We start from the raw sequence: 15,519 nt of genomic DNA on the forward strand, positions 1-15,519 counted from the left end.
TTGAAAAACATAGTGCTACTGCTGCTTGAAAATCATAGCGCTACTGCTTGAAATCATAGAACTACTGCTGCTTGAACTCCGTCGGCGTAAGTCCCGTCTCGTCCTTGAAATTCCGAGAAAAATAATGAACGCTCGCATAGCCCAGCCGTTCCGCAATAACCTCCATCTTGTCCCCGCTTAGCAAGTAGTACTTGGCCTTACGAATCCGCTCGGAGATGAGATACTGCTTCGGGCTCTCGCCGGTGCATTTCCGGAATAGCGAGGAGAAGTAAATGACATGGTAGCCGCATAGCGCGGCAAGCTCGGCGACGCTCCAGTTCTTCTCCGGTTCTTTATTTATGGCAAGCAGGGCCGGGTCGATTTTGCGCTGCTCTTGCGATTTTGGACGTTTCGTCAGTTGGTTCCGAACGATAACCGCCAGCAGCTCCGTCATGAGTGCGCGCATGACGATCGTGTAGCCGGGCTGTTCGTTTAGGTACTCTTTTACAATCCGCATCATTATCGGTTCAAGCCCCGGTATGGTGAAGAAAGGCGGCAGCTCCAGTTCCTCCTGGCCTGCAATTTCGAGTTTGTAGCTGCTTCGTTTGCTGGAGAGAAGCGTCTCCTCACTGCAGCTCTCTATTGTAAATGCCGGATGCACGGGCTCCAGTGAAGGACCGCGGTAGGTAAAATGGATGCCGATAAAGACGACCTCACTGGCTATCGTCAGCTTATGTGGACAATGAGGGCCATACAGCGCGCTGTCTCCCGGTCCCAGGATGCAGCGTTCTGATCCGATACGCACTTCAGCTTCTCCTGAGAGGATGTAGAACAGCTGGTAGTCCGGTATTATTCGGGGTCCAAACACCATTTGCGGCACTGCTTCGGCATGACTTGCGAAATTAACGGTAGGCAGCAGATCTTCGATCGCCCCGATTAGGTAATCGGAATGCGGCAGCGACATATGGGGATCGACTCCTTCATCACAATATTTGAAAAGTGCAAAGCCCTGTTGTGTATGTGTAAATACACCGCTTTCAAATTGCTTTATGCTTAGCACATAGCAGTGAAGGAAAGGCAACTAACCAGGGGTCAGGGAGGAATCATTCTATGTTAAGTCAAGCACAAATCACGGAATTTGAAAACAACGGGTTTCTGAAAGGCGACGTCGTGCTCAGCGATTCGGAGGTTGAGGCGCTGCGCGAAGAATTGGATAAAGTCATGAATGGCGAAACGGTGAAAAAGCCGGTTCTGAACCACAACATGCTATCATCGGACTCTCCTTACGACAATATGAAAATGATCGCGAGCGAGAAAGTCGTGCAAATCGTGAATATTTGGCTCGCGAGTGATCGGTTCTTGCAGCATGCCGCTCATCCGGTCATCTGCGAGGAGGTTGCACAACTGTCGCATACCAATTCGCTGCGTATCTGGCATGATCAGATTCAATATAAGCCTCCGGTTACCGGCGGGCCGACTGCATGGCATCAGGATCATCCGCTGTGGCCGATCATCCAGCCTGCTGATCTTGTGAGTGCTTGGGTCGCGCTTGATGATGCTGTCATCGAGAACGGCTGCATGTGGATGGTGCCGGGCAGCCACAAGTGGGGCAACCACCAGCGTTACCTCTCCAGCACGAAAGACTTCAAGCCGTTCCACAAGCGTCCGGAGATGCTGCCGAACAACGCCGTCGTCGAAGCGGTGCCGTTCGAAATCAAAAAAGGCCAAGTAGGCTACCACCACTGCCTGACCTGGCACGGCAGCCCGCATAATCGCTCCGACATGAAACGCCGCGCCATCGCGGTTCATTATATGCCGGGCCATACCCGCTACGAGCCCGTTGGCGAGCATGTCATGCTCTCTTATGTGAACGTCCAGCCGGGCGAGCTGCTGGTCGGTGAGCATTTTCCGGAGGTGTACCGGAGGCAAGGGGTAGAGGTTTAAGAGATCGGAACCGAGGCGCTTGTGCGCCTCGGTTTTTTTGTGCCGCCTGCGGCGGGAGCGGGGCGGGTGGGGGACGCGGGGCGGCTGGGCGGACTTTGGGGTGGCTGGAGCGGCGGGGGCGGCGGAATGGGTTTGTTTTTCGCGAGGTTTCCGGCTGGTTCGCTGCTGAGCGTTCCATTATTGAACTCTCGCCTCTCGCTTCCCGCCGTGGCTGATACGGGGCTGTTTCATTTGCTGAGAGTGCGATTTTGGTACTCTCAGCTGCATTTTTCGGCTAGTTCGCTGTTGAGCGTTCCATTATGAAACTCTCGCCTCTCGCCGTGGCCGATCTGGGGCGGTTTTGTGTGCTGAGAGTGCGATTTTGGTACTCTCAGCTGCATTTTTCGGCTAATTCGTTGCTGAGCGTTCCATTTTGGCACTTCCGACTCCCGCCGGGCTGATCCGGGGCTGTTTCGTTTGCTGAGAGTCGGTTTTTCCGACTCTCAGCTTCGTTTTTCTATGATTTCGCCGTTGAGAATCGGATTTCCCTACTCTCAGGATCGGACTACGGCTAGTTTGGGGTGGTACGTGCTCTGAGAGTCGGTTTTCCCGACTCTCGACTTCGTTTTTCTGTGATTTCGCCTCTGAGAGTCGGATTTCCCCACTCTCAGGTTCAGACGATGGCTTTTTGAGGTGGTATGTGTGCTCAGAGTCTGGTTATTCCTAGTTACTATGATTGCCTGGCGACATTGAGAGCGGTATATCCGCTAACGTGCTCCACTTCGACCTCGTTTGGTTGCTATAAGCGGTCTATCCGCTTGTAGCCCCCCAGAACGGCTAATTTAGTCTAGTTTCGGCGATTGTGCAGCATCTTTAGCGGTATATCCGCTAACGTGCTCCACTTCGACCTTGTTTGGTTGCTATAAGCGGTCTATCCGCTTGTAGCCCCCAGAACGGCTAATTTAGTCTAGTTTCGTCGATTGTGCAGCAGCTTTGGCGGTATATCCGCTAACGTGCTCCACTTCGACCTTGTTTGGTTGCTATAAGCGGTCTATCCGCTTATAGCCCCCCAGAACGGCTAATTTAGTCTAGTTTCGGCGATTGTGCAGCAGCTTTAGCGGTATAGCCGCTAATGTGCTCCACTTCGACCTCGTTTGATTGCTATAAGCGGTATATCCGCTTATAGCCCCCCAGAACGGCTAATTTAGTCTAGTTTCGGCGATTGTGCAGCAGCTTTAGCGGTATATCCGCTTACAGCCTCCCGGAAGGGCTAATTTACTCTGGTTGCGGCGCTTGTGCTACATTAATAGCAATATATCTGCTTATGTGCACCACTTCGGCCTCGTTTTGCTGCTGTTCGCGGTATATCGCCCATATTCTGCGAAACTCACTCATACCAACAACCATTTCGAGCATCCTAGACGACACTTCGCACAGGATTCGTCTACGCGGGCAATGTGTTATTTGTATGACCGCGTTTCTTTCGGTATAGTAAAATGAATATACAATTCGTACTAGGAGCGTTTATAGATGGATAACAAGCAACAACCACGATCACCTAAACAAAAATCGAATGCCGGAAAAAGGCAGTCCGCAGCATTCGGTAAATCCGGATCGGGAGCTTCGCGCGGCAATCTCGGCTCCGCCGCCGACTCGCGCGGCACATCCGCTTCGCGCGGCAAGCCCGGCTCCGCCGCCGACTCGCGCGGCACATCCGCTTCCCGCGGCAAGCCCGGCTCCGCCGCCGACTCGCGCGGCACATCCGCTACGCGCGGCAAACCCGGCTTCGCCGCCGACCCGCACGGCACATCCGCTACGCGCGGCAAACCCGGCTTCGCCGCCGACTCACGCGGCGCGTCCGCTTCGCGCGGCAACGCCGGCGCCGCCAGAGCGGCGGCAGCGCCGCGTCAAGCTGCGCCGGCGCCGAGCCGCAACTACCCCGTGCAAGAAAACGCCGAGCTGCTGGCGTTCTTGCTGCAAAGCGTAAAAGGCGAAGGCCGCAACGCCATCAAGGCGATGCTGAGCCGCGGACAAATCGCGGTGGACGGCAAGACGCAGAAGGTGTTCAACTTTGCGTTGAAGCCTGGGCAAACGGTGACCGTCTCCAAAGAGCGAATCGTCGAAGCGCCTCCGCTGATTGGTTTGTCGATTCTTTTTGAGGATGATGATCTCATCGTCGTGGTGAAGGAAGCGGGCCTGCTGTCCATCGCCTCCGATCAAGAGTCGGAGCTGACTGCTTATCGCCAGCTAAACGCGCATGTCCGCCTGACGGATCCAAGCAATCGGATCTTCGTTGTCCATCGCCTTGACCGCGACACTTCCGGCGTTATGATGTTCGCTAAGAGCGAGCGCGTGCAGCAAGAGCTGCAGAATACTTGGCAGAACACGGTGAAAGAGCGCACTTACATTGCGCTCGTCGAAGGACAAGTCAAGAAGCAGGAAGGCACCATTTCGTCGTATCTCAAAGAAAGCAAGACGCTCAAAATGTACTCCACCTCCAATCCGACAGACGCCCAGCATGCAGTCACCCATTACAAAGTGCTGCAGAGCAACCGGAACTACTCCCTGCTCGAGGTATCGCTCGAAACAGGCCGCAAAAATCAAATCCGCGTCCACATGGAAGACATCGGACATCCGATAGTCGGCGATAAGAAGTACGGTTCCAAATCCAGAGCCATTCCTCGCCTAGGCCTCCATGCGCGGCTCTTAGCTTTCTTGCATCCGTCGACCGGCAAGCTGGTTCGTTTCGAAACCGATATTCCGAAGCTATTCTTAAATCCGTTCAAGGACGGTTTCATTCCCAAATAAAAGGAGGCAGCCCTCCGTGTCCAAAGCAGACAACATGCTGGCCATCCTGTGGCTGCTCAAAGCAAACAAACGAATGACCGCCAAGCAGCTGGCAGACTCGCTTGAGATGCACATCCGAACCGTATATCGGTACATCGATGCGCTCTGTGCGAGCGGCGTTCCGATTGTGGCCGATTCCGGCCATAATGGCGGGTACAGCCTGCTTGAGCATTTCAAGGAATCGCCGCTCTTCTTCGATCTGGAGGAGCAAAAAGCGCTCATTCATGCCGCACTCTTCGCACAGGAAGCGGGTTATCCCTACGGAGACGTGCTGAAACAGGCCGTTACAAAATTAAAACGCTACACCAATGAGGCGCAGCGCAGCGAAATCGAACGGCATATGGTCGGGTTCGAAGTGGTCAATCCATCCGCACCCCCATCGAATATCGAGGGTTTCCTGCAACAGCTGGAGCAATCCGTCGCAAGCTGCACCACGCAGCACATGGTCTATCAGAAGGGCTACGGTCTGGATGAACAGGAGCGCTCCATTGACCCTTACGGCCTCGTGCATTGGAGAGGCAAATGGTACATCATCGCCCACTGCCATCTCCGGCAATCCACGCGCAGCTTCCGTGTGGACCGCATTATGGCGCTAAACGGAACGGATAGCGTATTCGAACGTCCGGAAGCATTCTCGGCACGTTCTTTTCTGCTCCAAAATTTAAAGCGACAATCCGAGGGGGAAGATCAGCTCATCCCCATCGTGATTAAGGGCAATTTGCAAGCTCTGAATGCACTATGCGAAATGTGGTTGTTCAGTGAAGCGCTCGTCGATCGTTCCGTCGATACCGGCCGCTTTATGATCGAAAATCATTTGCTCCAAACTTACGTCCCCTATCACCTGCTCAGCTTCGGAACGCGCATTCAAGTACTGGAGCCGCTGCAGCTGCAAGAACGGCTGGTTGAAATCGCCGGCCAGCTTCTTCAGCACCATTCCCGTTAATGCGCCCTGCTTGCAGCTTGATACTCATCGAGCTGTGCGGCGGGCTGCATGACCGGTCCCCCATGACAAATCTCCAATCGTTTCGGCTTCAGCTGCCGCACGATTTCGCTGCTGCGAATCGCTTCGGCCATATCTGCCGTAAACATCGCCATCGGCTTGCGCAAACGCCCTTTCTTCGAAGTAAATAAATCTCCCGCCAGCAGCATGCCATCTTGCTTGTGAAAATACACGACATGACCCGGTGCATGACCCGGCGTATGATAAACGCTCAAGCTCCCTATATTGGCGAGTTCACCGCCCTCCTGCTCAAGCGGCTTTGCCAATCCTGCTTTAACCGACTGCGCTGCTTTCTTACGCCCCGGATACGGTTTGTTCCCCTCCATGTACGGAAACTCAATTTCATGCGCATATACTTCGGCATCCGGGTAACGAGCCAGTAATCCCGTAATCGCACCAACATGGTCCGAATGCCCATGGGTAAGTACTATACGTTTAAGCGGTCCTGCCTGCAATTGATCTATAAAAGAAATAATACCCTTGGTCATGAGCGGAATACCCGCATCCACCAACGTAACGCCATCTTCCTCACGTACCACCCATACCCGCAAAGGGATAACCATCCATGTCCGTAAACACCATACATGCTCAGAAATTTGCTCGGATTTCATCCTTCATATCCACTCCTATTCCCACTTTTCTACCCCGCTGCGAATTCAATAACCAACGGTTACTAACCACTGGTTATAATATATGCCCCAACTCCCTTTCTGTCAATACCGTTTCTCCCGTCTTCAAAAAACGACATGTTTCGATATATGGAGGAATTGTAAAGAATCGCGAGGAAAGCTGAGATAATAGGCAAATATCTCGACAGATTAGCATTATTTTGATTTTTCTGAATATTTACATAATAGGCGAATTGCCTGTACACTAAGGTCAGATCAAACAAGCAGCTCGCCCCCACGCCGAGAGGTTCGGGAAGAGAAGAAAGCTGGTTGATCGAGAAGATCTCCACTTTCTCTGAGAGGGGATAGTCCATTGAAGAAGGTTAGCGAAGTATGTCCCTCAATGATTCGGGAAAGGAGTTATCCGGTATAGTTGTTTTCGGGGCATGCGGGAAACGGTGAGCAAAGTCGGATAATACGGTCAATGGTCAGGTTAAGCTTTTCGGTCTAAAGCGAGATTTACAACAATAACAAATTTGAAAATGAGGATCCATCAACAGTAAGAGCAAGATCAGCGTAAACTGTGATTAGCAACGGTTGTTGTTTGGAAAATGGAATGGAGTGCAGTATCCAATTGAATAGGAATGGTTCGTATGGATAGGGATTTCGGTTGTCATAGACAAGCGAAATCCCTATTATATTGCGTTCTCAGCGAGATCCGAATTCAGGCGGTGCCTATTTTTCAAGTCGCGGATTGACATGTTCATCTAATTAGATTATCTTCTAATTAGATGTTTATCTAATTTAAAAAAAGAAAGGCTGGCCACAGCTATGATGCAGCTTGATAAGATTGTGAACTATCATAAAGCACTCGCTGATCCTACTCGCATCCGGATGCTTATTTTGCTTGCGGAAGGCGAAATGACCGGACAATTGCTCGCGGAGAAACTCTGCCTATCCCCCGCTACCATCACGCATCATGCCGCCAAACTGCGGGCAGTCAGCCTCATTCACGAGCGCCGCGACAAGAATGCGATTTTCTTCTCGCTGGATCATTATTTTCTACGGCAATATGAAGGCTCGCTGCAAGCTATCCTTGCGCGGCCTGCAACGAATGAAACGAAGGAGATCGAACCGATGGATGAGAAAAACGAACGATTGAAGCAGTCTGTCCTGCGCAATTTCACCACTGCAGATGGTAAGCTAAAGCATATCCCCGCCCAACTGAAGAAGAAACGAATCGTGCTGGAGCACTTAGCGCAGCAGCTGGAGGAAGGCAGAAGCTATACGGAGAAGGAACTAAACGAGTTTATCAAACAGTTCCATCCCGACTTCGCTACCATTCGGCGCGAGTTCATCATGCATGCATACTTGTATCGCGAGCAGGAAGTGTATGAACGGAACCCGCAAGAAATGTGGGAGCGCTGGGAAACGTTATCCTAATCTATTCTAATCAAAGCTTAGCTAATCCATTCCAATCTATCTAGGGGGACCTTTTACCGATGAGCAATCATTCGAACGACCATCACGAGCCCTCCGGCATCGCCAAGACACCGGAGCCTCCTTATTACGCCGTCGTCTTCACCTCACTCCGGACACCCGGGGACAATGGCTATGGCGATATGGCAGAGCAGATGAGCAAGCTCGCATCCGTACAGCCGGGTTTCCTTGGCGTTGAGAGCGCACGCGACAGCGATGGGATCGGCATCACCGTATCCTACTGGGAATCCCTCGATGCCATCAAGAATTGGAAAGCCAATCCCCTCCACCTAACCGCGCAGGATAAAGGAAGAACAGACTGGTATGCCTCCTACAGCGTACGAATCAGCCGCGTGGAGCGTCAATATTTCTTCTAGAAGCAAGGTGAAAAATAAGAAAAGGGCCGCCCGGCGAATCGTTGCAGATTCCATCCGAGCAGCCCTATTTATTTATTCTCCGGCAATGCTGTTCTCTTTCAAAATAACGTCATGCGCGCCGCCTTCAATTATGCTCGTCGCTGAAACCAGCGTAATCCGCGCATTCTGCTGCAGCTCTGCGATTGTAAGGGAACCGCAGTTGCACATGGTCGATTTGATTTTGTGAATCGTCTTGCTCAAGTTCTCATGCAAGCTGCCCGCGTAAGGAACGTAAGAGTCTACGCCTTCCTCGAACATCAAGCCCGCTTTGCCGCCGGTGTCGTAACGCTCCCAGTTGCGTGCACGGTTGGAGCCTTCGCCCCAGAACTCTTTTACGAAGTTGTTGCCGACCTTCAGCTTGCGTGTCGGGCTCTCATCGAAACGGGCAAAATAACGGCCCATCATGACGAAGTCCGCACCCATAGCGAGCGCCAGCGTGATGTGATAGTCATGCACGATACCGCCGTCAGAACAGATCGGCACATAGATGCCGGTTTGTTGGAAGTATTCATCGCGCGCTGCAGCAACTTCGATCATCGCCGAAGCTTGTCCGCGACCAATCCCCTTCTGTTCGCGCGTAATGCAGATGGAACCGCCGCCGATGCCGACTTTAATAAAGTCCGCGCCTGCTTCTACCAGGTATAAGAAACCTTCGCGGTCAACTACGTTACCTGCGCCGATTTTCACGTCGGAATTCGATTTGACGAAATCAATCGTTTCCTTCTGCCATTCCGAGTAGCCGTCGGAGGAATCGATAACGAGCACATCCACGCCTGCAGCCACAAGTGCCGGTACACGTTCCGCGTAGTCCTTCGTGTTGATACCCGCGCCTACGATATAACTCTTATTCGCATCCAGCAGCTCGGACGGATTTTCTTTGTGCTCATCATAATCCTTACGGAAAACCAAATAATCCAAATTGCCCTGCTCGTCTACAACAGGCAGACAGTTCAGCTTATGATCCCAAATCAGGTCATTCGCTTCCGAAAGCGTAATGCCCGATTTGCCATAAATCAGTTTCGAGAACGGGGTCATGAACTCGCTAACCGTCTTGGACTGCGAGTCCCGGCTGATCCGATAATCACGGCCCGTTACGATGCCAACCAGCTTGCCTTTCGGCGAACCGTCGCTTGTAATCGCGACAGTGGAATGGCCTGTACGCTCTTTGAGCTCCAGCACATCCTTCAGCGTGTGCTCCGGCGTCAGGTTCGAGCGGCTGACAACGAAGCCTGCCTTATAGCTCTTCGCTCTGCGCACCATCTCCGCTTGTCCTTCCACGGACTGGGAGCCGTAAATAAACGAGATGCCGCCGCTGCGCGCGAGCGCAACAGCCATGCGATCGTCAGAAACGGCCTGCATAACAGCGGATGAGAACGGAATATTCAACGAATAGGCCGGTTTCTCGCCTTTCTTGAACTTCACGATCGGAGTCTTGAGATTTACGTTTGAAGGATTGCAATCCTTCGTTGTCAAATTTGGCACCAGCAGAAATTCGCTAAAGGTGCGGGATGGTTCCATGTAATAATGAGCCAAAGATGTCGCCTCCTGCAATCCAATTCCGGATAAATTCTTACAAGCATATCACAGCGATTTAAATCGCGCAATGGAAGTTGTTGCTTCCGACTTTACTCCAGTATTTCAACGACGATCCCGGCGAAAAGGTTGCTACTTCGCCGCTTCAAGCAGCGAAACCGCTTTGATTCGTTGCGGATCCTCTTTATCGAATTTGTTCGTCAGCATCACCATCATACGATAAGCAGTCTTATCGTTCATCGTTCCGGTCTGCGGCAGCTTCTCATTCGCTTGGAAGCTGCGGACGGCTGCAGCTGTATCGTCATCATAGATTCCTTTGCCGGCACCTGCCGCATAACCGAGCACTTGAAGCATGCTCTGCACCGTCTGCACCTTGTCGCCATAATCGCCGATCCCCAGCTTTAAGCCGGCTGCAAGACGTGGCAGCTGCGCATAATCCGGAGCTGCAACCACATAACCGGGCTCGATGCCCTTCTTATGAATCCATTGGCCATCCGGTGAACGCCACTGCGCCTCCGTCAGCTTAAGCACGGAACCATCCTTCAACTGACGGAAGTTCTGCACGATACCTTTACCGAACGTTTTCTGTCCTACGACTTTGGCATCGGCCGTTGCTTTGAGTGCTGCAGTCAGCACCTCGGCAGAGCTTGCCGTATGCGCATCCACCAGAATCGCAATCGGCAGCTTCCATGGCTCTTTCTGTTTCGATTGATGGGTGATGACGCGCGACTCGCCTTTATACACCACTTGCACGATCGTTTTCCCCTTCGGAACAAACCGATTGGCAATCGTGATCGTTGGCTCCAGCAGTCCGCCCGGGTTACCGCGAAGATCGAGCAGAAGCGACTTCATCCCTTTCTTCTGCAGGGCTTCAATCGCAGCGTTAAATTCGCTCGCCGTCTTCTCCGCGAATCGGCTGATGGTGATTTCACCGACTCCGTCAGACAGCATGTTGGAAGTAACCGTAAGCACCGGAACGGCACCGCGCACAACGGATATAGCAAGCGGTTTACTCGAGCCCTCCCGCTCTACCGTCAGCTTCGCGGTTGTTCCTTCTTTGCCTTGCACAAGCTCCTTTAGCTTCGTTAAGTCGAGTCCCTTGGCCGAGGTCCCGTCAATGGAGACAAACACATCGCCTGCCTTCAAGCCTGATTTCTCCGCCGGGGCGCTCTTAATCAATTTATCGATAATAAACCGGCCATCTTCCTCACGAATTTCAACGCCGATCCCGACAAAATGATCCTCATACGAGCTTATGTATTGCTCCCCTCGGTCTCCCGTTAAATAAACCGAATAAGGATCGCCCAGCGAGCCGACCATGCCTTCCGCAGCGCCGTCGACAAGCGCCTTCGAATCCGCGCCTTCCAAGTAACGATTCATGATTTCTTTATACGCGTAAGATAAATTGCGGAAGGCAGGCTCCTTCATAATGGGGTATTGAAGCAGCATGCTGAACCTTCCCCCTGCAAATCCGACCACTACCGCCACTGTCAGCAGTACAGCCAAGGATACGCGCCGCCGCTGTTTTACCGCTTTCTCACCATAAATACTCATCTGACACCTCTTCCAAAATGAACCTGTAACTCACTCTATCGCATTCGAGCGGCCGTCGCAAGTTCCTTCCCGGCAAAGCAAAAAGACGTTCCCGCGCACATGAACCAGACCTCATTGCCGCATCGCCGCAGCAGTCTGTTTGTGCAAGGGAACGCCTTGAATTTCGGTTGCGTTGAAGCGCTACAGCGCCGCTTTCTCGGTAAGCAGGTTCAGCCAATCGCGTTCGGCATCGGATAGCGTCACCGGCAATGCCTTGAGGCTGTCTTGCAGCTCGCTTGGCTTATGCGGTCCGATAATGGCCGCGACCGGGAACGGCTGATTCAGTACATAGGCAAGAGCAATGTGATTAGCGGTTACGCCGTATTTCTCCGCCAGCAGCGTCGCTCTGCGCTTGCGCTCCCAGTTCTCGGCACTGTAATTGACGCGCACCATCTCCGCATCCTCGCGATTATCTTCGGAATAACGGTCCGTGAAGAAACCGCCGGATTGCGAAGACCAAGATAAGATCGGCAGCTGTGACTTCTCATGCCAAGCTTCGTCCTCTGCGGTTGTCGTTACACAGCCTGCCCAGCGCGCTTCATTAGGCCTTGCCAGCGCCAAATTCGGACTGCTGCAAGCGAAGCCTGTCATCCCGTGTTTGGCTGCATAGGCATTGGCTTCTTGAATGCGAGCTACGCTCCAGTTGGATGCCCCGATTGCACGGCAGCGACCGGCGGCCAGCTGATCATTAAGTCCTTCCAGAATGTAACCGACGTTCACATTCGGATCGTCGCGATGAAGCATGTACATATCCATATAATCCGTCTGCAGCCGCTCAAGCGACTCCACCAAGTCACTTTGAATGCAGGTTTTGGTCATGCGGGATTGTTCGTAAGGATGTGCGCCTTTCCCGATGATGACGATCTCGCTGCGGTTCCCGCGATCCGCCATCCATCGTCCGATAGCCTGTGCCGAGCTCACGCCGTAAATATGCCCGGTATCAATCGCGTTGCCGCCGGCAGCCACATAAGCGTCAAGCAGCTCACCGGAGTAATCCATACGATCAATGTTAAGCATCATCGAGCCTTGAATAAGCTGCGTAACGCCCTGCTCAATGCCTGCAATTGCGATTCGTTTCATAGTCGTCATCGTATGCGCTCCTTCATATCGTTATATTGATCATTATAGTAAAGGATTTCACTTTCAAAAATCGAAATATATTGCATGGACTACAACGATATTGCACATTCAAGGAGTGTACCGATGGCTAAGCATCATTTGACGCTTCCGCTGCTGCGGAGGAATAGGTTCTATTGTTTTCCGGAGTCCGCCGGCTTTTATGAGCATAATAAAGGTCATGATGTACGTCGCGCGGCAGGTATGCTGCAGGAATTCAACCTGCATCTGGTTACCTCAGGCAAAGGTTACGCCGAGCATGACGGGCAGCGCTGCGAGCTGAGCGCAGGGGATGCCTTCCTATATTTCCCGGGCGATAAACAGGCGTACTTCGCCGACGATGAGCAGCCATGGGACATCAAGTGGATTCATTTCTATGGCAGCGGAATTCTTGCCGATCTGACCGAACGCGGCTTCCATCGTTCAATAGGATGGCGATTACGATCGCCGTTAGGGCTCGAGAGCTTAATTGATGAGCTGCTGGACGAAATCAACCGGCACAAAATGCTGCATCCCAGCCGCATTTCCATGCTGATGTACGGCATTATCGCGGAATTCATAGAGCAGGCCGAGCCTATTGCGGCTCCTAGCACCGGGGCATCCGCGATTGAACGGATGCTTAAGCTGCTGCCCGAGCTGCAAGCGGCCGCAGCCGAACCATTCGACCTCGATGAATGGGCGGCGCGCGCCGGAACGAATCGATTTGCATTCTGCAGATGGTTTCGCCGTGCCGCCGGTCAAACGCCTCTTGAATTCGTGACGATGTGCCGCATCCAGCGGGCTAAGCAATTGCTCGTCGAACAACAGGACCTCAGCGTGAACGAGGTGGCGAGGTTGTCGGGGTACGTTCATCCGAGTTATTTTAACAAGCGCTTTCAAGAAAGCGAGAACATGACTCCGACTTCCTATCGTCAGCAATTTACAATGTCGACATAGGGATTAGGGTTGTTCCTGCCTTTGATTTCCGCTACAATCAATGAAAATGCGTACGCAGGAGAGAGAAGGAGCAGAGAGAAATCATGTATAAATTAATTGCCATTGATATTGATGACACGCTCTTAACAGATGAATGTACGGTTACGCCGGGAACGAAGGAAGCACTGACCGCAGCTATGGAGAAAGGCGTGTTCGTCACGTTGGCGACAGGCCGCATGTTCCCATCCGCGAAGAAGATCGCTCATCAAATTGAGCTGAATGTCCCGATCATCACGTACCAGGGCTCCAGCGTCAAAACGTTACTGGACGAGCAAGTGCTCTATGAGCGCTACGTTCCTCAGGATGCTGCCGAACTGCTGATGCAATACTGCGAGGAGCATAACATCCATGTGCAGCTGTATACGGATGATGTCATTTATGTAAAAGAAGATAATCAGAAAGCTCGCGACTACTCGAAGCTGGCGAACATTCCATTTGTGGTAGAGCCGGATCTGAAATCGCTGATCAAACGCCCTACAGCCAAAATGCTCATGATCGACGATCCTGCCCGCCTTGATCAAGTTGCCGCAGACCTTGCCCCATTGATCGGTAATCAGGCTCATATTACGAAGTCCAAGCCGCACTTCCTCGAGGTTACCCATAAGGAAGGTACGAAAGGGCATGCGATCGCGTTTATGGCGGAGCATATCGGCTGTTCGCTGGACGAAGTTATCGCCATCGGCGACTCTTGGAATGACCACGAGATGATCGAAACGGCAGGACTCGGCGTAGCGATGGGCAACGCCGTGCAGAAGCTGAAGGATATCGCGCAATATGTCACCAAATCCAACAACGATGAAGGCGTACGCCATGTCATCGAGAAGTTCATTCTTCAAACCGTATAAACTTGATAAGAGCTGCACCGACAGTCGATTGGGACGACTGTTACGGTGCAGCTCTTTTTAGATACATCAGATGGTAAAATAGGTGCCAACAGCGAGCAGTACGGATGCGATAACCATGGCCGCGAGCGGCTTGATGATCGCTTTGCCGCTTCCGCGTAAATCTACGTTGAGCCCAAGCGCTACCATCGCCATGGTCAGCAGGAAGGTCGTTATCTTGGTAATGGCATTCATTATCTCCGGCGCTTCATGCATAAATGTCTGTCCGGCATCGGTGCTGCCAAGCGCACTCAGCGCGAGAAAACCAAGGAGAAACCATGGAAGCTGCAGCTTTGCTGCTTGAGGTATCTTCGCCTTATCTTCCGCTCCGGATGTCTGTTCCATTAACCGACGCAGTCGCCGCTGCTGTCTCTGCCGCTGCACAAGAATAAGCACTAGACTTAGCGGCACGAGCAGGAAAACACGCCCAAGCTTCGCGAGCAGCGCGCCTGCAAGCGCATCTTCTCCGGCAGGCGCAGCCGCCAGCGCAACATGCGCAATTTCATGCAGGCTCGTTCCGGACCAAATGCCATATTGCAGCTCCGTCAGCGCAAGGACGGGCCGAAGCATCGTGTAGCCGACCGCAAACACCGTCCCTACAAGTGCGATGAGGCCGACGCTCACCGCGGTGTCTTCCTCCTTGCTTCGCAAGATCGGCGATACGGCTGCAATAGCCGCCGCGCCGCAGATCGCGGTGCCAATGCCAAGCAGCAGCGACAGCTTCTGATCCGCCTTAAGCAGCTTCGCCAGCAGCAGCGTACAGCCGATCGCGAATAGAGCGGCAGCGATATCCCGAATGAGCAGGCTCGGTCCATCTTGAAAAACTTGCAGCAGATTAAGCTTGATCCCGTAGAGAATGATCGCGAGTCTCAGCAAGCTTTTGCCCGAGAATGTGATTCCGGCCCGAAGAGCCTCCGGATAGCCCCACACCTGTCTATAAATCACCGCAAGCAGAATGGCGCATGCCATCTGCCCTACATAATGGAGAACCGGCAGCTGGGATAATCCATAACCCGCAGCCGCCAGTAGAAAAGTAAATCCGATTCCGCCTGCTTTCTTACTGCCTGCAGAGCCGAGGCTTGCTATATAGGGACCAATAGGTTTAATCGTCTGCTCAAGCTTCATAGTCGCCCTCCTGCCACCTCCGTGTCTGGTTGTTGGTGTTCATT

The 15,519-nt window shown here is 52.7% G+C and carries 13 protein-coding genes; 7 read left to right on the forward strand and 6 right to left on the reverse strand.

Annotated features, from left to right (window positions below; genetic code table 11):
* Positions 1-61: 61 nt before the first annotated feature.
* The gene (locus I8J30_RS23830; RefSeq protein ID WP_210662387.1) at positions 62-943 is read right to left on the reverse strand and encodes a helix-turn-helix transcriptional regulator; all 882 of its coding nucleotides are present in this window, start codon (positions 941-943) and stop codon (positions 62-64) included.
* A 146-nt stretch (positions 944-1,089) separates the two neighbouring features.
* Between I8J30_RS23830 and I8J30_RS23835 the strand changes: the two genes are divergently transcribed.
* From I8J30_RS23835 to I8J30_RS23845, 3 genes are all read left to right on the forward strand, one after another.
* Positions 1,090-1,923 (forward strand): phytanoyl-CoA dioxygenase family protein, encoded by an 834-nt coding sequence (locus I8J30_RS23835; RefSeq protein WP_210662390.1) that lies wholly within the window; start codon positions 1,090-1,092, stop codon positions 1,921-1,923.
* A 1,920-nt stretch (positions 1,924-3,843) separates the two neighbouring features.
* Entirely contained in the window at positions 3,844-4,710 is an 867-nt protein-coding gene (locus tag I8J30_RS23840; protein ID WP_338044931.1) for an RluA family pseudouridine synthase, read from the forward strand.
* Positions 4,711-4,726: 16 nt separating this feature from the next.
* Positions 4,727-5,692, forward strand: coding sequence for a helix-turn-helix transcriptional regulator (locus I8J30_RS23845; RefSeq protein ID WP_210662394.1), 966 nt, complete (start codon positions 4,727-4,729; stop codon positions 5,690-5,692).
* Here I8J30_RS23845 and I8J30_RS23850 read toward each other — a convergent pair.
* Positions 5,689-6,360 carry an MBL fold metallo-hydrolase gene (locus I8J30_RS23850; protein ID WP_210662397.1) on the reverse strand — a complete coding sequence of 224 codons (672 nt, stop codon included), beginning with the start codon at positions 6,358-6,360 and terminating at the stop codon, positions 5,689-5,691. The genes I8J30_RS23845 and I8J30_RS23850 overlap by 4 nt on opposite strands.
* Before the next feature lie 831 nt (positions 6,361-7,191).
* Here I8J30_RS23850 and I8J30_RS23855 point away from each other — a divergent pair.
* Together I8J30_RS23855 and I8J30_RS23860 are read left to right on the forward strand one after the other, a co-directional pair.
* Entirely contained in the window at positions 7,192-7,800 is a 609-nt protein-coding gene (locus tag I8J30_RS23855) for a DUF2087 domain-containing protein (RefSeq protein ID WP_091220057.1), read from the forward strand.
* A gap of 59 nt (positions 7,801-7,859) precedes the next feature.
* Positions 7,860-8,213: an antibiotic biosynthesis monooxygenase family protein gene (locus I8J30_RS23860; protein WP_210662399.1), complete on the forward strand. Its 354-nt coding sequence runs from the start codon at positions 7,860-7,862 to the stop codon at positions 8,211-8,213.
* Positions 8,214-8,285: 72 nt separating this feature from the next.
* Here the strand turns inward: I8J30_RS23860 and I8J30_RS23865 are convergent, their stop codons facing one another.
* The 3 genes from I8J30_RS23865 to I8J30_RS23875 form a co-directional block, all read right to left on the reverse strand.
* The gene (locus I8J30_RS23865; protein ID WP_210662401.1) at positions 8,286-9,785 is read right to left on the reverse strand and encodes an IMP dehydrogenase; all 1,500 of its coding nucleotides are present in this window, start codon (positions 9,783-9,785) and stop codon (positions 8,286-8,288) included.
* A gap of 132 nt (positions 9,786-9,917) precedes the next feature.
* Complete coding sequence (locus I8J30_RS23870) at positions 9,918-11,339, reverse strand: S41 family peptidase (RefSeq protein WP_210662403.1); 1,422 nt, start codon at positions 11,337-11,339, stop codon at positions 9,918-9,920.
* Positions 11,340-11,519: 180 nt separating this feature from the next.
* Positions 11,520-12,467 (reverse strand): aldo/keto reductase, encoded by a 948-nt coding sequence (locus I8J30_RS23875; RefSeq protein ID WP_338044929.1) that lies wholly within the window; start codon positions 12,465-12,467, stop codon positions 11,520-11,522.
* Between the two features lie 114 nt (positions 12,468-12,581).
* Between I8J30_RS23875 and I8J30_RS23880 the strand changes: the two genes are divergently transcribed.
* Positions 12,582-13,430 carry a helix-turn-helix transcriptional regulator gene (locus I8J30_RS23880; protein WP_210662404.1) on the forward strand — a complete coding sequence of 283 codons (849 nt, stop codon included), beginning with the start codon at positions 12,582-12,584 and terminating at the stop codon, positions 13,428-13,430.
* 83 nt (positions 13,431-13,513) lie between these two features.
* On the forward strand, positions 13,514-14,314 hold the full coding sequence (locus tag I8J30_RS23885; protein ID WP_210662406.1) for a Cof-type HAD-IIB family hydrolase: 801 nt from the start codon (positions 13,514-13,516) through the stop codon (positions 14,312-14,314).
* Between the two features lie 66 nt (positions 14,315-14,380).
* Here the strand turns inward: I8J30_RS23885 and I8J30_RS23890 are convergent, their stop codons facing one another.
* Positions 14,381-15,475 (reverse strand): YeiH family protein, encoded by a 1,095-nt coding sequence (locus I8J30_RS23890; RefSeq protein WP_210662408.1) that lies wholly within the window; start codon positions 15,473-15,475, stop codon positions 14,381-14,383.
* Positions 15,476-15,519 lie beyond the last annotated feature (44 nt).

Origin of the sequence: Paenibacillus lignilyticus (assembly GCF_017942085.1) — a bacterium.
Taxonomy (GTDB): Bacteria; Bacillota; Bacilli; order Paenibacillales; family Paenibacillaceae; genus Paenibacillus_Z; species Paenibacillus_Z lignilyticus.